Source organism: Psychrobacter sp. TWP2-1-2, from assembly GCF_049896785.1.
GTDB lineage: Bacteria > Pseudomonadota > Gammaproteobacteria > Pseudomonadales > Moraxellaceae > Psychrobacter.
This window is the reverse complement of record NZ_JAFCVA010000008.1, coordinates 23,908-43,602: the sequence shown is the minus strand read 5'-3', so window position 1 is coordinate 43,602 and position 19,695 is coordinate 23,908. Positions and strand designations below refer to the sequence as shown.

The window sequence follows — 19,695 nt, the reverse complement described above, 5'->3', positions numbered from 1 at the left end:
AGACTGAGTGGATAATTGTGTTTGATTTACAAGGATTTGGCGCGCTACTACTGAGCGGCGCTACCGTCACCATCAAGCTTGCCATGACCAGTTTAGTCATCGGCATGGCTTTAGGGCTGCTCGGTGCCACAGCTAAGCTGTCCAATGTCTGGCTGCTGCGTAAAATTGCGACTGTATATACGGCGACAATGCGCGGTATTCCAGAGTTGCTATTGGTACTGTTTATCTATTACGGTGGCTCTATGCTGCTGATGACGATTCTCAAAAAATTCGGCTATAACGAATATGTTGAGATCAGTGCCTTTTGGGGTGGCGTGATGGCGTTGTCTATCGCGTTTGGCGCTTATGCGACTGAAATTTTTCGCATGTCGATCCAAGAGATTCCAATAGGGCAGAAGGAGGCGGCGCAAGCGATTGGTATGCGTCCTTTTCAGACGTTTTATCGCATTACCTTGCCACAAGTTTGGCAGATTGCGTTGCCAGGATTGGGCAATTTGTTTTTGGTGTTGCTCAAAGATACTGCATTGGTATCAGTTGTGGGTCTCAAAGACATCATGTATCAGGCGTCACGTGCCGCTCAATCAACGCAGCAGCCATTTACTTTTTATATGGCTGCTGCGATTATTTATCTGGGTTTAACCATGTTGATTACTGGTTTTATGATGTGGCTCGAATGGCGCGCCAATCCAGCGGCACGCTACGCTAAAAAGCTGAGCCGTCAGTCAACCCACCGTCAATCGACCATAGGATAGAGGAGAGATACTATGGATTGGAATTGGCAGGTTATTTTTGATAGTATTCCTGATTTATTAGACGGGGCAGTATTGACCGTACAGCTGGTGGTTATCTCAGGTATTATCGGTCTCTTTTTTGGTTTGGTTTTAGCCCAGTTACGCTTGTCAAAAAACTGGCTGGTGCAGATACTACCCTTTTCTTATATCTTCTTCTTCCGTGGCACGCCGCTGCTGGTACAGATATTTTTGATTTATTATGGTCTAGGACAGTTTGAGGCTATACGGAATTCGTTCTTATGGGAACCTGTGCTCAGTCAAGCGTATTGGTGTGCCATCATTGCCTTTACCATGAATACCAGTGCTTATTTGGCAGAGATCATTCGCGGTGCGATTCAGACGATTCCTGTTGGTGAGCTCGAAGCAGCTGACGCTATCGGTATGTCGAAATGGCAGAAGCTTACGCGTATTACCTTACCCCGTGCCTTTGGTATTGTCATTCCAGCTTATAGCAATGAAGTGATCTTTATGCTAAAAGGCAGTGCGCTTGCGTCAACCATCGCTTTGATGGATATCACGGGTGTCGCTCGAACCATTAGTGCGCGAACTTATACCTTGATGGAGCTGTTCTTTGCTGCTGGTATTATTTACCTTCTATTATCATGGGTGATTCTGTTTAGCTTTAGGTTGTTTGAAAAAAGAATGAATCGCCACACAAGCTATGTACCGCCTGATGTAATGACCAACACCATACCTTAATGGTTTGGCTCAAAATAATGCTAAAAAATCAATGAAATAGCGGGTTAATATCTTAATATTAACCCGCTATTCTTTTGTTTAACTGCCATTTATCTCATTTTTATGACTATTTTTAAAATGAAGATAAGCCCTAGAAAAATAGCGACAGATAGTGCAGTATGTATGACCAACCTATCAATAATCTGCTGTGAGTGCCTAGTATGAGCAAATCACCCCATATGTCTTTAATCAATGCGATTGCTGCCAGCGTCAATGATGACACGAGTATCGCAATGGTTAACGATAGCGTACGTGCATCCATCGGCAAAGTGGTCTGTGTCGGCCGTAACTATGCGGAACACGCCCGCGAGCTTGGCAATGAGATACCAAAATCACCCATCTTATTTATGAAACCAGCATCGTCAGTGGTCAGTGTGCGTCATGATATCGTCCGTCCCAATCCAGCGATATATGGTGAGACCCATTATGAAGCTGAGCTGTGTGTGCAATTAGCAGCAGACTTATCGGCAGCCACGCTTGAACAAGCACAGCAAGCGATAGGTGGCGTGACTTTGGGGCTGGATTTGACCTTACGTGACTTGCAAAGTAAGCTCAAAGAAAAAGGTCATCCATGGGAGCGTGCTAAGTGTTTCGATGGTGCCTGTGTGCTTGCTGATTGGATTGATCCGCAAGCGTTTGGTGATTTTAGCCATGTCGAATATCAGCTTTATATCAATGATGAGTTGAAGCAAGATGGTGATAGTGCATTGATGCTATTTCCAGTTTATGAATTACTGGCAGAGATTAGCCATGCCTTTAGCTTACAAGCAGGTGACGTGATTATGACTGGAACGCCGAGCGGCGTTGGCATATTACAAGCAGGCGATGCGTTAAAATTGAAGCTCGGTGCCCATGAATGGCAGGCGCAGGTTCAATAAGTTTTTATAGCAGTACTATTTTATCAGTCGTCAAATGCAGCGACGCTATCAAAAAATCCCAAGTTAACGCTTGGGATTTTTTTCGTTTTATGAGGGGCTTACAAAGTGCTGTCATGAGACTGTCATCTATGTTTCAACGTTCTGTCATAAACTCTCGGTAGACTTAGGCGTAATTCGTATTTTTGTGGTGATAATTGTAAAGCCGCGACCAACTCTCCGCCAATCCAGCCTAATAGCAAGGTGACTGATAATGACATTATTGAATAATAAACAACCACTTGCCCATGAAGTCGTTGAAGATTCTAATCCGACTGACAATATCGATTTTCAAACCATTATTAGTCGTCGTTTAAATCGTCGCAGTATCCTAAAAGGTGGCACAGGATTGACGGCGGCGGCTTTTTTTGGGGCGCTACCTTTGGTTGGCTGTAGCGATGACGATGATAGCAGTCCTATCAAAAATACTGATAATAACGCGGCTATCCCTGCACAGGGCGATCTCAAACGTCCTGAGACTTTGAAGTTTACGGCAGTGGCGCATTCAACTGCCGAGACGATGAGTGTGGCAGCAGGCTATAAAGCCGAGATGATATTACCACTTGGTACGCCGCTGATATCGGGTATCGATGATTGGAAAGACAACCGAGAGCAGTCGGCAGAATCATTCGAGTGGCGCATGGGTGATAACCATGATGGCATGTGGTTCTTTGGTAAGAATGGCGGCACGTATGATGCCAAAGCGTCAGATAATGGCCTGCTAGTCATGAATCATGAATACGTGAATAGTAACGAATTGAGTCCGTTTGGCTACTATGTGACCCAAGATGATAATGCTGCTCCGATATTTAAAAACCGTCGCCTTGCGAGCGATGTGCGCCGAGAAGTTAATTGCCATGGTGTTGCGGTGGTCGAGATGACCAAACGTACTGATGGTAAGGGTTATGAGATGGTGACTGATTCGAAATATAATCGCCGTCTCACGAGTAGTAGTACGGCGCAGTTAACAGGGCCCGTTGCTGGCTCTGATTTGGTCAAGACTAAGTTTGATCCGACAGGCTTTCAGACGCGCGGCATCAATAATAACTGCGGTGCAGGTTTGTCACCTTGGGGCACCTATCTGACCACCGAAGAGAACTTTTTAGGGGTATTCGCCCGTGGGCAAGATGCTAGCCAATTAAGTGATGGGCAAAACTATGGTCGCGAGCGCTACGGTGCAACAGAGTATTTCCCAGGCTGGGAGTATCTGTGGCACACACCTGAAGCCAAAGATGCCAAGATAGCCGATGAGTTTTCGCGCTGGGATATGACCGCCGTCGGTACCAGTGCGGCTGACGATTATCGTAATGGCTTTAATACCTTTGGCTATATCACCGAAATTGACCCTTTTGACCAAAACTCTATGCCGCAAAAACGTACGGCACTGGGACGTTTTGCCCATGAAAACTGTGCTTATGCCCCCGTTGAACAAGGCAAACCGGTGGTCTTTTATATGGGCGATGATGCTCGCGGCGAATATATTTATAAGTTTGTCTCCAAAGCCACATGGTCAAATAGTGATATCGGCGGTGGCTTAAAAGCAGGTGATAAGTATTTGAATGACGGTACGCTCTATGTTGCTCTCTTTAATGAAGATGGCAGCGGTGAATGGAAAGCACTCGTCCATGGTCAAAATGGACTGGATGCCTCCAATACTATTTTGCCTTTTAATGGGCAGGATGAGGTGTTGGTTTTTGCTCGTGCCGCAGCAGATGTGGTCGGCGCCACCAAAATGGATCGACCAGAGTGGGTGTCGGTTAGCCCTATGACGGGTGAGGTATACGTCACATTGACCAATAATAAATATCGCGGCGTACGTGAAGACCAACCTGTGTCAGCCTCTAATCCGCGTAGCTATCAGGCAGGTGAAAAAGCGGCAGGTAATGACAATGGTCATATTATTCGCTGGGCAGAAACAGGTGGCGATCATGCAGCCACGAGTTTTGAGTGGGACATTTATTTGTTTGCCACGCCTTATGATCTGGTCGCAGAAAATTTGTCACAGTTAAATGATAGCAATGATTTGTCTTCTCCCGATGGTTTGTACTTTGATCCACGTGGGGTATTGTGGATTCAGACCGATGACGGCGCTTATACCGATACCAGCAGTTGTATGTTACTGGCGGCGCTGCCGGGTAAAGTTAGTGATGGGACAGCCATAACGACCTCAGCAGGACAACAAACACGAGTCGGCATGCCTGCTAGTAATGACAATATCAAACGTTTTTTTGTCGGTCCTGAAGGCTGTGAAGTCACAGGTATTACCATGGCTCCTGACTTTAAAACCTTATTTATCAATATTCAGCATCCGGGTAATACTTGGGGCGCTATTGCTGGAGGCAGTACGCCGCGCTCAGCGACCGTGATGATTACGCGCGAAGATGGCGATGTCATACTGGCAGAGTCGTTTGTCTAATTAGACATTTGCATGAGTAATGATGTGTCTTACTCAACACATAAATCCCAAGTCATGGCTTGGGATTTTGTATTTTGGAGGATAGTTATTAATATGCAAGCATTGGTATTAAGGGATAGCGCCTTTCTTTGACAATAAAAATACTTGATAGTTAAATCATTCTCTTCTGTTTATGACAATTACAGGATAGTATGGAAAATCCTTTCAACTGCTTGATATGTTAACACTATGACCAGTCCAAAACCTTTAGAAACCATTCATGATTTATTTGCCACCACTCGGCGTCCAACTGCTATTGAGTCGGATACTGGTGAAGGTTTTCAGGGCGATGTCTATGAAGAGTTGGCGAAACTCGAATATATCTATGTCGATGAGCTGAGCGCAGAGACGGTGGATAACAGTTATAGCAAACCGCATCAGCCCATTACGTTGGTTGATTTTTTTGAAGGCTTGGCTCAGTTGGCAACGATGGGCGTGGTGGAAGTCACTGATATTGTAGAGGCTATCCATCGTGAGATTCTGCTGCGTCCTTTAGGGCGGTTTAATAAAGGCAATATTGAGCACTGGCAGCGCGGTATCACGGGGCGTATTTATGGCACGGTGCGTTATACGATGCAATTGGTGGGCAATAATCTTGCCTCAGGGCTGCGTCTTTATAACACTGTTTCTAAACCCAAAAAAATACAACCTTTACCCAAAAACTTACGTCGCTTGGTCAATATTCTAAATGGCGTCATGGGCGATCACCTTATCACTCATCACAACCCATTGGCAGTATCGATGGTGCTATACGATGAATACAATCGTGTACAAAGTGGCGCGCTGTCAGGGCATGTTATTATTTTATGCCATGGGCTTTGTATGAGTCACTTGAGCTGGCAGGTATCTGGAGAAGGCAATTTGGGTGAAGCGTTGGTCAATCACTTGCCAAAAGCGACGGTGCTGTATTTAAACTATAATACGGGTCGGCGTATTTCTAGCAACGGACGTAGCTTTGCAAAAGTTTTGCAAGATTTGGTTGAGAATAATCCAGACGTCACTCAGATAGATTTAATCGGTCATAGTATGGGCGGTTTGTTGAGCCGTAGTGCGTTGTTTTACGGTAAAGAGCAAGGCTTTAGCTGGGTCAAACGCGTGGGTAATCTTGTCACCTTAGGCTCACCGCATCATGGCGCAAGCTTGGAGCAGATTGGACATTTTGTTCAAGATAAAATCGCTAAGCTGCCTTTTGCAGGATCATTGGCTAAATTGGGCGACTTGCGTAGCGCCGGTATTATAGATTTACGTTACGGCAGTATTCGCGATGCTGATTGGAAGTCTACCGAAGGGCGCAGTGTGCTGCCAGCAGAGTTTCGTCATCCCACGCGTTTGCCCCTGCATGTGAATACCTATTTAGTGGCAGCAGCTTTGATTGAAACTCATTATGAATCTAAGACCACAAGTTTGCTTGGGGACGGGTTGGTCTCAGTAGAGTCAGCGCTCGGCGAATATACCGAAGAGCATACGCTAGCAGTACCAGAGGGACATAAGGCGATTTTTTATGGAGTCAATCACATGAATTTAATCTACAGCGATAGAGTACATGAGCAAGTTATTGCTTGGCTATTGGATAACAGGCTAGGCGATGCCCATGATGCAAAGTATGGGCTTGATAGTCGTATCTATTCTTATCCAGAAGTGGATGAGGTAGCCAATTAAGCGTGCTCGAAACCATTTATATCGTCAGTCATAAATTTCAAGCCCTGACGTTAAAAACCCCCAAGCGACACACTTGAGGGTTTTTTTATTACTAAGCGAGCTGCACTAAACCCTAATTACTCAGAAAATATCGCGGTCACATCGTCTTTATTAAATTTATACATCTCGCCACAAAAACCGCAATCCATCTCAAAGTTACCGCCTTGCTCATCAATGATGTCTAAGGCTTCTGCTTCACCGATTTGCTCAATGGCCATCTCACATTTCTCACGGGAGCAGGTACAACCAAATGATAAGGCAACAGGGTCGGGCGCGACGACATTTTCCTCATGATACAAGCGATAAAGGATTTCGTTGGCATCAAGCGTGGTCAACTCTTCAGCTTTCACTGTCCGTGTCAAAACGCTCAGACGCGTCCACAAGTCATCGTCGATACCCGCATCTTGGTTTTGCTCGACTTCATAGGTTTCTTCAGCAGTACGAGGAAGCATCTGTACCAACATGCCACCCGCTTGTAGACCATCAGATGCCAAATTAATCAAGGTTGGAATCTGCGCCGATTGCTTTTGGTAGTGCGCTAAGCAGTCTGCCAAATTGTCATGGCTGCGCTCGACGATGCCTTGATAGGCTTCGCCGCCTTCAGGCTGAATGTTAATAAACAACACGCCTTGACCCATCGAACCCAATTCAGCAAATGCCTCTTTGGCATGAGTCATATTTTCCCAAGCCTGTACTTGCTCATCAGTCTCACCCTTCCAGCTAGCAAGGGCACGGATGATACCGTCTTGATTGCATTCTGCCATTGCCCAGTTTAGCAAGCTATCGCTGTCTGATGATTGCAACTGAATGGACAGGTGACCATTGATTTTGACCGTGCCGATAAGCAAACTCGCTGCTGTCAGCATCTCACCCAATAAGCGCTTGATCGCTTCAGGATAAGGCTTTTGGGCTATTGTACTGGCATAGCTGCGTGATAGGCGCACCACATCACCGCGCACTGGCGAATCTTCAATAAAGAAACGTTGACGTACGTCATTGTCACTATGGTTGCCAGCGTTCTGGCTGTCCGTATTAGGGACTTGAGTATCTTGTGTCATAGGTCATTTATAGTATTAAGAAGTTGTTAGCTTTATGGGGATTCATCGTGATTTATCAATTGCCCGTTAGATATTGTTTAACAGATTAAAGGCGTTTATTGGATAGTTATTGTGATACTAAACCCGATATCCTTAAAAAATAAGCCTCATTAAAAATTTTTTACCCACACCCGCTATTTTGTTGTACAGTAACATTAAGTTGCATTGTGATAAATAACAGCAACAACAACCGCATGGATGCGTGGCAATAAGGTCAATGAATAAGACCTGTGTCGTCCAAGCACTCATTCAATCTTGTGATAATGTGATAAAAGGATGTATCTCATGAGCTATCTATCTTCTAGGTCTTTCTCTAAACCTTTAACTCTCGCTGCTTTTATGGCACTAGGTCTTGCAGGGTGTAATAACAGTAGCCAAACCAGCACTGATGCGCCAGCAGATGATGCAACAGCGACAGAAACCACTACCAACGGTACTCTACAAAAAATCAAAGACTCGGGTACTATCGTGGTCGGTCACCGTGACTCTTCTATTCCATTTTCTTATATCGCTGACGACCCAAATAAGCCGATTGGTTATGCACACGATTTAGAGATGAAAGTCGTCGAAGCGGTTAAGCAAAAGCTAAACATGCCAGACCTCAACGTCCGTTATAACCTTATCACCTCACAAACCCGTATTCCCTTGGTACAAAACGGCACGGTCGACTTTGAATGTGGTTCGACCACCAACAACGAAGAGCGTCAAAAACAAGTGGCATTCTCTAACGGTTTCTTTGAAATCGGTACGCGTTTATTGACCAAAAAAGACTCAGGTATTCAAGATTTCGAAGACCTAAAAGGTAAGACCTTAGTCACCACCGCAGGCACAACTTCAGAGCGTTATATTCGTCAGTATAACGATGACAACAAAATGGACATGAATATCATTTCAGCAAAAGACCACGGCGAAGGCTTCCTTATGCTAGAAAATGGTCGCGCGGATGCCTTTATGATGGATGATGTACTACTTGCTGGCGAAAAAGCCAAAGCAAAAAATCCTGATGAATGGGTCATCGTCGGCACGCCGCAATCGTTTGAGATTTATGGCTGTATGATGCGTAAGGATGATCCTGAGTTCAAAGCAGTGGTCGATGAAGCGTTAGCGAATGTCTTTAAATCAGGGGCAATCAACAGCATTTATGACAAGTGGTTCCTAAACCCAATCCCACCAAAGAACGTCAATCTAAACTTTGAGATGTCTGACAACTTGAAAGCCTTGATTGCCAGTCCGCATGACAGCGCTCAGCCGAAAGTTGCGACGGCACAGTAATTATTGTCCTGCAACATAGCTTGCTTACGTGTTCAGACTGATGTTGATGTCAATCTGAACACGTAGGATTTTCAGTCGCTGCTCGGAGAGACAACCATGAATTATAGCTGGAACTGGGGTGTGCTCTTTGAGCAGACTGGTATCGGTAATGAGCTTTATATCCATTGGATGATTACTGGTCTTGGCTGGCTACTATTGATTGGTAGTATCGCATGGGCCATTGCTATGGTCGTAGGTACTATCTTTGGCATCATGCGTACTTTGCCTAATAAGACCGCTCGTGCCATTGGCACCGCTTATGTGACATTTTTTCGTAATATTCCACTGCTTGTCCAGTTGTTCTTTTGGTTTTATATTGCACCTGGCTGGCTCACGCCCACGATACAAGAGTGGTGGTATAAGGATTTATCGCCCAACACGTCAGCCATGCTCTCAGCAAGTATCGGTCTTGGCTTATTTACCGCCGCTCGTATCGTTGAACAAGTACGTACAGGTATTGAGTCATTGCCCGAAGGTCAGATCAATGCTGCTTATGCACTAGGCTTTAGTATTCCGCAAGTCTACAAAGAAGTACTGCTACCGCAGGCCTTTCGTATTATTTTGCCACCGCTCAGCTCTGAGCTGACCAACTGCTTCAAAAACGCCTCCGTCGCCTCATTAGTGGGGGTAATGGAGCTGATCAGTCAAACCAAAACCATCAGCGAATACACCCAAAACAGCATCGAGATTTATACCTACGCGACGATTATTTATTTAGTATTTAACTTATCGTTGATTGCTATGATGGGGTTAATTGAGCGCAAACTGCGTGTACCTGGGCTCATTGCAGGAGGTCAGAAATGAACATGATGACCGAATTGGCAACGGCCTATCCTGGTTTGATGGGCGGCATGATTACCACCTTAAAGGTGCTGTTTTTGGCGATTATTGGTGGTATTAGCTTAGGAACGGTATTGGCGTTGATGCGCTTGTCTGGTATCAAAGCGCTTGAGATTCCAGCAAAGCTATACGTCAATTACTTCCGCTCTGTACCGCTACTACTAGTGCTACTGTGGTTTTACTTTGCCGTACCGATGATTTATTTTTGGATAGCGGGTAAGTACTTACAACTTGATGCTGCTTTTGCCTCTTGTGTGGTTGCATTTATGATGTTTGAAGCCGCTTACTTTTCAGAGGTGGTGCGTGCTGGTATTCAATCGATTGGTAGTGGTCAGGTTAATGCGGCTAAAGCGTTAGGCATGACTTATGGGCAGACCATGCGTCTGGTCATTTTGCCACAAGCCTTTCGCAAGATGCTGCCGCTAATCTTGCAGCAGTGTATTATTTTATTCCAAGATACGACGTTGGTTTTCGCTATTGGTTTGACAGACTTTTTCCGTGCCGCCTATGTACGCGGTGAGCTGATGGGTTTGCTGACGCCTTACATTTTGGGTGCTGGTGCGGTGTATTTCATCATCAGTGTCAGTGCCTCCGTGGGTGTACAACAATTGCAAAAGCGTTTGCGATTTTGATAGATATTTATCTTGGCTTGCGCTTTTTGAGTGTTGAGGCTTTGGTTGAGTAGTTGATTCAACTTTTCTTAAATGACGATTATTAAAAACAATGTGGTTAGGAGCCAGTGATGAGCAAAGCTGATACATACTTAAATGCCTTTGGCGGACTGGTCACTAACAATGGTCATGCTAGTGATGAGATGGTCATTCAAATGTCCGATGTCAGCAAATGGTATGGGGATTTTCAAGTATTGAGTGATTGTACGGCGCATGTACATAAAGGTGATGTCGTTGTCGTGTGCGGGCCATCAGGTAGTGGTAAATCAACCTTGATTAAGACGGTCAATGGACTGGAGCCTTTTCAAGAAGGTGGAATCATGGTGAATGGTATCTCAGTTGGTGCGGCAAAAACCAATCTGCCAAAATTACGCAGCCGTGTCGGCATGGTCTTTCAGCATTTTGAGCTGTTTCCGCATTTGACTATCATTGATAATTTGACAGTGGCTCAAATTAAAGTATTGGGTCGCAAAGAGAGTGAGGCCAAACAAAAAGCTATGGCATATTTAGATCGTGTTGGACTAACGGTACAGGCCGCGAAGTATCCAGCCGAGCTCTCTGGTGGTCAGCAGCAGCGTGTTGCGATTGCACGAGCGCTGGCAATGGATCCTGTAGCGATGCTCTTTGATGAGCCGACCTCTGCGCTTGACCCTGAGATGATTCAAGAAGTACTTGATGTCATGGTTGAGCTGACTCGTGATGGCATGACCATGATGTGTGTGACGCATGAAATGGGCTTTGCCAGTCAAGTAGCCAACCGTATTATCTTTATGGACGAAGGTCATATTGTTGAGAACTGTAGTAAGGATGAGTTTTTTGAAGGGGCAAAAAGTGATCGCGCGCAACTGTTCTTATCGAAGATTTTGAATCACTAACCATTTATATGTTTCTTCTCATGTAGCTTTATGATTATATCAAGCGTCTACTTATAGGCGCTTTTTTGTGCGTGATAGCTTGATATATTTAACAGTGACTTTGATACGATTCACTATATAAGTGAAAAGGTGAGTGAATACCTGTTTACTGATACAATAGCAGTCAATATTCTAACAACTAAAATAATTGCTTATCTATATGGGAGTTCATATGAGCGCTGAAAACTCAGAAGTATCAAACAACGGTATTGTCATTATCGGTGCAGGTTTGGCTGGCTGGCATGTCATTGATGCCATTCGTGCGAAAGATAAAGACATTCCGATTACCTTAATTACTGCCGACAGTGGCGATCGTTATCACAAGCCAATGCTGACGATGGCGATTAGCCAAAAGAAAAGTGCGGCAGATTTGGTCAGAGCAACGGGTGTTGATGCCGCAGAAGCTGCAAATGTTAAGCTACTTGCCAACACGCAAGTGACTGATGTTGATACGACCACTCAACAGTTGCAGCTTATCTCTGCGATGCGCTCAGATCCCGTTTATACCAATTACGCTACGATCGGCTATGACAAGCTGGTACTAGCGATGGGTGCGCACCCTATCTTCCCAAAAAGCTTGCCAGAGGATTTGGTATGGCACGTCAATCATATTGAGCGTTTTGGACAGTTGCAAGAAAAGCTAGCCACTGGCAGTCAGCACGTTGCTATCGTCGGTGCTGGTATGGTTGGGACAGAGATTGCCGAGGACTTGTTAAAAGCAGGTCATCAGGTGACACTCATTGATTTAAACGATGCGCCGCTATCACAAATGCTACCGCCAAAAGCAACGGCTCGTATTGCGCAAGCGGTCAAATCGCAAGGGATTAACTTTTTAGGAGGGTATCAGGTATCTGCTATTACTCGTATCAGTGATGGAAAACTGCAGGTCAGTTATGAGGCGTTAGCATCAGCGACAGAAAGCAGTACTGCTGAGGCAATCGAACCACTTATGGTCGATCATGTGATTGCTAGTACCGGTCTGACGGTCGATGACAAACTACCTGCCGCAGCTGGTGTCGATTTTGACCGTCGCACTGGTATCGTGGTGGATGCGCCGACCTTGCGTACCAGTAAGGCCAATATTTATGCGATTGGTGACTGTATGTCTATCGATGGCGTGCCGTGTCGCTATGTCGCACCGTTACGCGCGCAGGCTGCTACCATTGCTGATGATGTATTGGACTTAGAGCATAATGGCTACGATTATAAGCCACCCATGATTCGTCTAAAAAACAAAGCAATCTCCGTCATGGTGACAGGCGTGCCAAAAGCGACTGGTAATTGGCAGGTCAAGATAGAAAGTGATGAAGAATTGGTCATGGACTTGCTAAATGATAGTGATGAAGTCAGCGCAACGGTAACGATTAAATCGCCTGTAGTGCCTAAAACATAATTGTAAAAGTATTACAAATCATAGCCAGTGTTGTCATCTTTATGCAGCACTGGCTTTTCTATATCTATAGTCAGAGAACTAGTAAACCGCTACGGTGTTACCCTCCCTAGAGGTACTATATTATGTACAATCTGCGGTCGGCTGCCTTGTAGCTGGTTTAGATTTCTTTGACTATATAACTTTTTATATCAATCATAATCGATACGCACTGTATCAATATTATTGACAGGCTTTCATTTAAGAGGCTATATTGGTTAGGGCTGGATTTAATTATAGTCTATGGTGACAGAGAATATTCAAGGAAGAATATGAGATTTACCTTTGTAGTCTATTACCGCTCTGATAACAAACATTAAACAGCAAAACGAAAGGACTCGTAATGACTCAGATTACCGATTTTGACAGCATTATTAATGAAAGTACGCCTAATAACAGTATTCTCAATAATATCCCTAAAGTTAATGTAGGCGTGCGTTCAGCAAATGCGCCACTCATACAAAGCCATGATAAAGGCATTGATGTGCCGCTGATTGAAGCGACAATCGGTGATTTTTTTGATGCTATCGTATTCAAATATCCAGAGCGTGAAGCATTGGTTTCTCGCCATCAAAATATTCGTTGGACGTACCTCGAACTACAAGAGAAAGTCAATCAGTTAGCGAGTACCATGATTGAAATGGGACTTGAGATTGGTGATCGCATCGGTATCTGGTCACACAATAATGCTGAATGGCTGCTGATGCAATTGGCAACCGCGAAAGTCGGCGTTATCCTTGTCAATATTAATCCTGCTTATCGTACCTTTGAGCTGCAGTATGCGCTGAATAAGCTAGGCTGTTCGGCATTGGTATTAATGCGTCATTTCAAAAGCAGCGACTATACACAAATGATTCGTGAGCTTTGTCCTGAGATTTATCATAAAGATTATACACAGCTTGATTTGGTCGAGATTCCAACGATTGAGCGCATCATTTGGATTGATGACTCAGACAGCGATGAGAATTTTAATTTTATGCAAAAATTCTCTGCTTGGATGGTAGAGGGTAACGCAAACGACCCTCGTTTAGCTGCGCGCCAAGCACAGCTTAAGAATACCGATGCTATTAGTGTACAGTTTACTAGTGGGACAACGGGTACACCCAAAGGCGCTACTTTAACGCATCGAAATATCCTGAATAATGGCTACTTCCTTGGCGAAGGTATGAGGCTGACAGAGGAAGATAGGCTATGCATTCCATTACCACTTTATCACTGCTTTGGGATGGTGGGTGGTAACTTAGCTATTTTGACCCATGGTGGCTGCGCGGTGTATCCCAACGATGGTTTTGATCCGCTAACGGTATTGCAAACGGTGGAAGAGGAAAAATGTACCGCTCTGCTTGGGGTACCGACGATGTTTATCGCAGAGCTCGATCATCCAGACTTCGACAGTTTTGACTTGACCAGCTTACGCACTGGTATCATGGGCGGCTCTAGCTGTCCGATTGAGGTTATGCGCCGCGTCATGGATAAAATGCACATGAGCGAGGTGACGATTGCTTATGGCATGACCGAGACCAGTCCAGCTTCTTGTCAAACCAGCTCGCAAACACCCCTTGAAAAAAGAGTCTCTACCGTAGGGATGGTGCTGCCTGCGATTGAGGTCAAAATCGTCGACACTGAAACGGGTGATGTCGTCCCGATTGGAGAGACGGGCGAATTACTCACTTATGGCTATGCGGTGATGAAAGGCTATTGGGGCAGCCGCTTTAAAACACGCGCGGCGATTACTGATGGCTGGATGCATACGGGTGATTTGGCGGTAATGGACGAAGATGGCTACATCACTGTGGTTGGACGTAGCAAGGACATGGTCATTCGCGGCGGCGAAAATATCTATCCAGTAGAAGTCGAAAACTATCTCTATCGTCATCCGAAGATTCGCGATGTACAAATTGTTGGTGTTCCTGATAAAAAGTATGGTGAGGTACTCGCGGCGTGGATTATTACAAAAGAGCCAAATAGCTTAAGCGAAGAAGAGATAAGGCTGTTTTGTTGTGACCATATTGCTCATTATAAAGTGCCGACCTACTTTCGTTTCGTTGATGAATATCCAATGACCATCACTGGTAAAATTCAGAAATTCAAAATCGTTGAGCAAATGATAAAAGAATTGGGTCTGAAGTGATTTGAGACTATTAATCACTGGAAAAGCCAGCTTTTTTCTATATGTGATAAGGCTGGCTTTTTTGATTTAAGTCATTCAAGAAATTCGTCACTTAATCATGACTGATGAATTTATCTTATAACATCATTTTAAATGATACATATTGTATTACTATTATTGACAGCCTTCGATTTAAGACGGTATAGTAGCTAACGCTAGTTAAGACCTGTTCAAGGAAGAATGAATCGGTGATAGGCGACTAATAAGCACCATAAAAAGTAAAACGAAAGGACTCGTTATGACGCAAACTTCTGATTTTGATGCGACTAAAATTGATTTTGATACTATTCTAAATAGCATTCCTAGTATTAATATGGGCGCACGCTCAGCAAATGCACCGCTTACCCAAAGCTATGATAAAGGTCCGGATGTGCCGCTCATTGAAGCGACTATCGGTGACTTTTTTGATGCTATTGTATCCAAATATCCAGAGCGCGAAGCTTTGGTTTCTCGCCATCAAAATATCCGTTGGACTTACCGCGAGCTGCAACAGCAAGTCAATCAGCTGGCCAGTAGTATGATTGAGATGGGGCTGGAAATCGGCGATCGCATCGGTATCTGGTCACACAACAATGCTGAATGGCTGCTCATGCAGTTAGCAACGGCAAAAGTCGGTATTATCCTTGTCAATATCAATCCTGCCTATCGTACCTTTGAGCTGCAATATGCCTTGAATAAATTGGGCTGCTCGGCGCTTGTGCTCATGCGTCATTTTAAAACCAGCGATTACGCCAGTCTCATCAGTGAACTGTGTCCTGAGATTTATCACAAAGACTATACCCAGCTTGATTTGGTCGAAATTCCGACGATTGAACGTATCATTTGGATTGATGAGCCAGCATCTGAGGAAACCTTTGGCTTTATGCAGAAGTTCTCTGCATGGATGGCGGAAGGCGATGCCAACGATCCTCGTGTTGCCGAGCGTCAAGCCCAGCTCAAAAATACGGATGCCATTAATGTACAGTTCACCAGTGGCACGACTGGTACGCCAAAAGGTGCAACATTAAGCCATCGTAATATTCTTAACAACGGTTACTTCATCGGTGAGGCTATGAATCTCACAGAAGAGGATAAACTGTGTATTCCGGTGCCACTCTACCATTGCTTTGGTATGGTACTTGGTAATTTAGCGATTCTCACGCATGGTGGCTGTATCGTTTATCCGAACGATGGTTTTGAGCCATTGACGGTATTACAAGCGGTGGAAGAAGAAAAGTGTACGGGTCTGCACGGTGTACCAACGATGTTTATCGCTGAGCTTGACCATCCAGAGTTCAAAAACTTTGATTTATCGACTTTGCGTACTGGCATCATGGCAGGCTCTAGTTGCCCGATTGAAGTCATGCGCCGCGTCATTGATAAGATGCACATGAGTGAAGTGACGATCGCTTACGGCATGACAGAGACCAGTCCCGTATCTTGTCAGACCAATGAACATACGCCACTTGATAAGCAAGTATCAACCGTTGGCTTAGTGCAGCCTGCACTTGAAGTCAAAGTCGTCAATACTGAAACGGGTGAGATTGTCGCATTGGGCGAGACCGGTGAGTTATTGACACGCGGTTATTCAGTAATGAAAGGCTATTGGGGCAGTCGCTTCAAAACCCGCGCAGCCATCCAAGATGGTTGGATGCATACGGGTGATTTGGCTACGATGGATGAAGATGGTTATGTCAAAATCGTTGGCCGTAGTAAAGACATGGTGATTCGTGGCGGAGAGAATATCTATCCGGTCGAAATCGAAAACTATCTCTATCGTCATCCGAAGATTCGGGATGTGCAAATCGTCGGTATTCCTGATAAAAAATATGGCGAAGTGTTAGCGGCGTGGATCATTCCTAAAGAACCAGACAGCTTGACGGAAGAAGAAGTTCGCCAGTTCTGTAGCGAGCATATTGCCCATTATAAAGTACCGACTTATTATCGTTTCGTGACTGAATATCCAATGACTATCACTGGAAAAATTCAGAAATATAAAATTATTGAACAAATGAAAGAAGAGCTAGGTTTGTAGTCAGATGATGACTTAATCTGTAATACTAAAGACTATTTCAGATCTGCTATATTGAAAATTATTATTATGAGTCAAGACTAAAAGAAAAAAGCCACTCGCATTTACGTATCTACGAATTAAAGAAAAAGGGATGTCATGAGCGCTATCATAACCAGTAAACTGAGTCCAAACGCCGCTGAATTCCAGCAGAACAGTGCCGCCATGCAAGCGGTGGTCGATGACTTATATGGTCACTTGCGTAAAGTCGTGCAAGGCGGTTCAGAGCGTGCACGTGCCAAGCATTTAGCCCGTGGTAAACTCTTGCCTCGTGAGCGTGTTGAGCGTTTGCTCGATGTAGGTACGCCATTTTTAGAAGTGGCACCGATGGCTGCACACGATATGTATGGCGAAGAGATTCCTGCTGCTGGCGTGATTGCGGGTATCGGTCGTATCAATGGTATTGAGTGTATGATTGTTTGTAATGATGCCACGGTAAAGGGCGGTACTTATTACCCAATGACGGTCAAAAAACATCTGCGTGCGCAAGAAATCGCGCAAGAAAACAATTTGCCTTGTGTTTATTTGGTGGATTCAGGCGGGGCTAACTTACCCAATCAAGATGACGTGTTCCCTGATAAAGAGCACTTTGGTCGCATCTTTTTCAATCAAGCCAATATGAGTGCGGCAGGTATTCCACAGATTGCCGTGGTTATGGGTAGCTGTACGGCTGGCGGGGCTTATGTGCCAGCGATGAGTGATGAGTCTATTATCGTGAAAGACCAAAGTACTATCTTTTTGGGTGGTCCGCCACTGGTCAAAGCGGCGACTGGTGAAGAGGTTACGGCCGAAGACTTGGGCGGCGGCGATGTGCATACCCGTCTGTCTGGGGTGGTCGATCACTTAGCACAAAGCGATACCCATGCGTTGTCCATTGCACGCAACATCGTTAGCCATCTAAATCGTCCTGTTAAGCAAGTGCCCAATCAAATCAAACCGCGTCCACCACGCTATGATGCCAAAGAGCTATACGGCGTCATTCCAACGGATAAGCGCAAGCCATTTGATATCAGAGAGATTATTGCTCGTATCGTCGATGACAGTGCCTTTGATGAATTTAAAGCACGCTTTGGTACGACGCTGGTATGTGGTTTTGCTCATATTGAAGGTATGCCCGTTGGTATTATTGCCAATAATGGCATCTTATTTAGTGAATCAGCGCAAAAAGGCACGCACTTTATTGAGCTGTGCTGTAAACGCAAAATCCCATTGATATTCCTGCAAAATATCACTGGCTTTATGGTTGGTCGCAAATATGAAAACGAAGGCATTGCGCGTCATGGTGCAAAAATGGTCATGGCAGTCGCCAATGCAAAAGTGCCAAAGTTCACGGTCATCGTCGGTGGCTCATTTGGTGCTGGTAACTACGGCATGTGTGGTCGCGCTTATAGTCCGCGCTTTTTATGGATGTGGCCAAATGCACGTATCTCGGTGATGGGCGGCGAGCAAGCAGCATCAGTATTGGCAACGGTCAAGCGTGACAATTTTGACCGTAAAGGCGAGGCATGGAGTGATGATGATGAAGCCGCATTTAAAGCGCCGATTCTCGATATGTATGAAAAGCAAGGTCACCCATATTATGCCACTGCACGTCTATGGGACGATGGGGTGATTGATCCTGCTGATACGCGTCATGTATTGGCATTAGGGTTGAGCGCCGCCTATAACGCGCCGATTGAAAAAACGACTTTTGGTGTTTTTAGAATGTAAGCATTCTAAAGTTTGCCTAAATAATGAGATATAAAATATAGAGAAAGTTATGCAAAAAGACAGTGATAAAAATTATAAAAGCTTACTGGTTAAAGTCGAACAGCACGTTGCTACAGTGACGTTAAACCGTCCTGAGATACGTAATGCTTTTAACGATGAAATGATTGCCGAGTTAACCGATGCATTCAATACGCTTGGCGCTGATGATGAGGTACGTGTCATTGTGCTAGCCGCTGCTGGCAAGGCATTCTGTGCGGGTGCTGATTTAAATTGGATGCGTGCCATGGCAGATTATAGCTATGAAGAGAATCTAGCAGACGCCGATAAATTGGCGCAAATGCTCAAAACTATTTATGAATGTCCTAAGCCAACAGTTGCTGCTATTCAAGGTGATGTTTATGCCGGAGGCATGGGCTTAGTGGCTGTCTGTGATGTGGCCATCGCTGTCAAAATTGCTAACTTTTGCCTCAGCGAAGTCCGTTTGGGCTTAGCCCCTGCAACGATTAGCCCTTATGTCATCAGAGCACTGGGTGCTAGAGCCTCGCAGCGCTACTTCTTAAGTGCTGAAGTATTTGATGCCAAAAAGGCACGGCAGCTTGGCTTTATCCATGAGCGGGTTAGCGAAGAGTGGCTGGCTGATGAGGTCGCTATATTTTGTAGCAAAATCGTCAAAAATAGCCCTGATGCAGTCAAAACCTGCAAGCAACTATTACACGAAGTCGCTGGTGCGCCTATTACAGATGAACTGATTGCCGACACGGTCAAAGGTATCGCTGATATCCGCTCATCAAAGCAAGGCAAAGAAGGGGTACAAGCCTTTTTGCAAAAACGTAAGCCCAATTGGTTGACGGCAGATTGATAATGCACGAAAGATAAATGAGTAAATAGACAAGACCTCAAATAAAAA

Annotated in this window: 15 protein-coding genes; 14 read left to right on the top strand and 1 reads right to left on the bottom strand. The window is 44.9% G+C overall.

Annotated features, from left to right (window positions below; genetic code table 11):
• Window positions 1-17: 17 nt before the first annotated feature.
• From ACP7AE_RS08935 to ACP7AE_RS08915, 5 genes are all read left to right on the top strand, one after another.
• On the top strand, window positions 18-752 hold the full coding sequence (locus ACP7AE_RS08935) for an ABC transporter permease (protein ID WP_045453595.1): 735 nt from the start codon (window positions 18-20) through the stop codon (window positions 750-752).
• 12 nt (window positions 753-764) lie between these two features.
• Complete coding sequence (locus ACP7AE_RS08930) at window positions 765-1,490, top strand: ABC transporter permease (RefSeq protein WP_201604686.1); 726 nt, start codon at window positions 765-767, stop codon at window positions 1,488-1,490.
• A 272-nt stretch (window positions 1,491-1,762) separates the two neighbouring features.
• On the top strand, window positions 1,763-2,407 hold the full coding sequence (locus ACP7AE_RS08925; protein ID WP_227676394.1) for a fumarylacetoacetate hydrolase family protein: 645 nt from the start codon (window positions 1,763-1,765) through the stop codon (window positions 2,405-2,407).
• Between the two features lie 250 nt (window positions 2,408-2,657).
• On the top strand, window positions 2,658-4,859 hold the full coding sequence (locus tag ACP7AE_RS08920) for a PhoX family protein (RefSeq protein WP_426242632.1): 2,202 nt from the start codon (window positions 2,658-2,660) through the stop codon (window positions 4,857-4,859).
• Window positions 4,860-5,087: 228 nt separating this feature from the next.
• A complete protein-coding gene (locus tag ACP7AE_RS08915) occupies window positions 5,088-6,557 on the top strand; it encodes an esterase/lipase family protein (protein ID WP_426242630.1) in 1,470 nt (489 codons plus the stop codon).
• Window positions 6,558-6,673: 116 nt separating this feature from the next.
• Here the strand turns inward: ACP7AE_RS08915 and ACP7AE_RS08910 are convergent, their stop codons facing one another.
• Window positions 6,674-7,654, bottom strand: a complete 981-nt coding sequence (locus ACP7AE_RS08910; protein WP_201539815.1) for an Hsp33 family molecular chaperone HslO — start codon at window positions 7,652-7,654, stop codon at window positions 6,674-6,676.
• Window positions 7,655-7,978: 324 nt separating this feature from the next.
• Between ACP7AE_RS08910 and ACP7AE_RS08905 the strand changes: the two genes are divergently transcribed.
• From ACP7AE_RS08905 to ACP7AE_RS08865, 9 genes are all read left to right on the top strand, one after another.
• A complete protein-coding gene (locus ACP7AE_RS08905) occupies window positions 7,979-8,965 on the top strand; it encodes a glutamate/aspartate ABC transporter substrate-binding protein (protein WP_426242628.1) in 987 nt (328 codons plus the stop codon).
• Window positions 8,966-9,061: 96 nt separating this feature from the next.
• Window positions 9,062-9,808 (top strand): amino acid ABC transporter permease, encoded by a 747-nt coding sequence (locus ACP7AE_RS08900; protein ID WP_201501958.1) that lies wholly within the window; start codon window positions 9,062-9,064, stop codon window positions 9,806-9,808.
• On the top strand, window positions 9,805-10,476 hold the full coding sequence (locus ACP7AE_RS08895; protein ID WP_060490392.1) for an ABC transporter permease subunit: 672 nt from the start codon (window positions 9,805-9,807) through the stop codon (window positions 10,474-10,476). Before ACP7AE_RS08900 ends, ACP7AE_RS08895 begins: the two co-directional genes overlap by 4 nt.
• A gap of 182 nt (window positions 10,477-10,658) precedes the next feature.
• Window positions 10,659-11,390, top strand: coding sequence for an amino acid ABC transporter ATP-binding protein (locus ACP7AE_RS08890; RefSeq protein WP_045443837.1), 732 nt, complete (start codon window positions 10,659-10,661; stop codon window positions 11,388-11,390).
• A gap of 211 nt (window positions 11,391-11,601) precedes the next feature.
• Window positions 11,602-12,822 carry an FAD-dependent oxidoreductase gene (locus ACP7AE_RS08885; protein ID WP_426242626.1) on the top strand — a complete coding sequence of 407 codons (1,221 nt, stop codon included), beginning with the start codon at window positions 11,602-11,604 and terminating at the stop codon, window positions 12,820-12,822.
• A gap of 379 nt (window positions 12,823-13,201) precedes the next feature.
• Window positions 13,202-14,989 (top strand): AMP-binding protein, encoded by a 1,788-nt coding sequence (locus ACP7AE_RS08880; RefSeq protein WP_201539811.1) that lies wholly within the window; start codon window positions 13,202-13,204, stop codon window positions 14,987-14,989.
• A gap of 277 nt (window positions 14,990-15,266) precedes the next feature.
• Entirely contained in the window at window positions 15,267-17,042 is a 1,776-nt protein-coding gene (locus tag ACP7AE_RS08875) for an AMP-binding protein (protein WP_426242624.1), read from the top strand.
• Window positions 17,043-17,177: 135 nt separating this feature from the next.
• Window positions 17,178-18,788 (top strand): carboxyl transferase domain-containing protein, encoded by a 1,611-nt coding sequence (locus ACP7AE_RS08870; RefSeq protein ID WP_426242622.1) that lies wholly within the window; start codon window positions 17,178-17,180, stop codon window positions 18,786-18,788.
• Window positions 18,789-18,837: 49 nt separating this feature from the next.
• On the top strand, window positions 18,838-19,647 hold the full coding sequence (locus ACP7AE_RS08865; protein ID WP_426242620.1) for an enoyl-CoA hydratase/isomerase family protein: 810 nt from the start codon (window positions 18,838-18,840) through the stop codon (window positions 19,645-19,647).
• Window positions 19,648-19,695: the final 48 nt, after the last annotated feature.

Bases quoted from the DNA above. Each gene is read 5' to 3' on its own strand.
- ACP7AE_RS08930 (WP_201604686.1), top strand. From the start codon at position 765: ATGGATTGGAATTGGCAGGTTATTTTTGATAGTATTCCTGATTTATTA.
- ACP7AE_RS08925 (WP_227676394.1), top strand. From the start codon at position 1,763: ATGGTTAACGATAGCGTACGTGCATCCATCGGCAAAGTGGTCTGTGTC.
- ACP7AE_RS08920 (WP_426242632.1), top strand. From the start codon at position 2,658: ATGACATTATTGAATAATAAACAACCACTTGCCCATGAAGTCGTTGAA.
- ACP7AE_RS08915 (WP_426242630.1), top strand. From the start codon at position 5,088: ATGACCAGTCCAAAACCTTTAGAAACCATTCATGATTTATTTGCCACC.
- ACP7AE_RS08910 (WP_201539815.1), bottom strand. From the start codon at position 7,654: ATGACACAAGATACTCAAGTCCCTAATACGGACAGCCAGAACGCTGGC.
- ACP7AE_RS08905 (WP_426242628.1), top strand. From the start codon at position 7,979: ATGAGCTATCTATCTTCTAGGTCTTTCTCTAAACCTTTAACTCTCGCT.
- ACP7AE_RS08900 (WP_201501958.1), top strand. From the start codon at position 9,062: ATGAATTATAGCTGGAACTGGGGTGTGCTCTTTGAGCAGACTGGTATC.
- ACP7AE_RS08895 (WP_060490392.1), top strand. From the start codon at position 9,805: ATGAACATGATGACCGAATTGGCAACGGCCTATCCTGGTTTGATGGGC.
- ACP7AE_RS08890 (WP_045443837.1), top strand. From the start codon at position 10,659: ATGGTCATTCAAATGTCCGATGTCAGCAAATGGTATGGGGATTTTCAA.
- ACP7AE_RS08885 (WP_426242626.1), top strand. From the start codon at position 11,602: ATGAGCGCTGAAAACTCAGAAGTATCAAACAACGGTATTGTCATTATC.
- ACP7AE_RS08880 (WP_201539811.1), top strand. From the start codon at position 13,202: ATGACTCAGATTACCGATTTTGACAGCATTATTAATGAAAGTACGCCT.
- ACP7AE_RS08875 (WP_426242624.1), top strand. From the start codon at position 15,267: ATGACGCAAACTTCTGATTTTGATGCGACTAAAATTGATTTTGATACT.
- ACP7AE_RS08870 (WP_426242622.1), top strand. From the start codon at position 17,178: ATGAGCGCTATCATAACCAGTAAACTGAGTCCAAACGCCGCTGAATTC.
- ACP7AE_RS08865 (WP_426242620.1), top strand. From the start codon at position 18,838: ATGCAAAAAGACAGTGATAAAAATTATAAAAGCTTACTGGTTAAAGTC.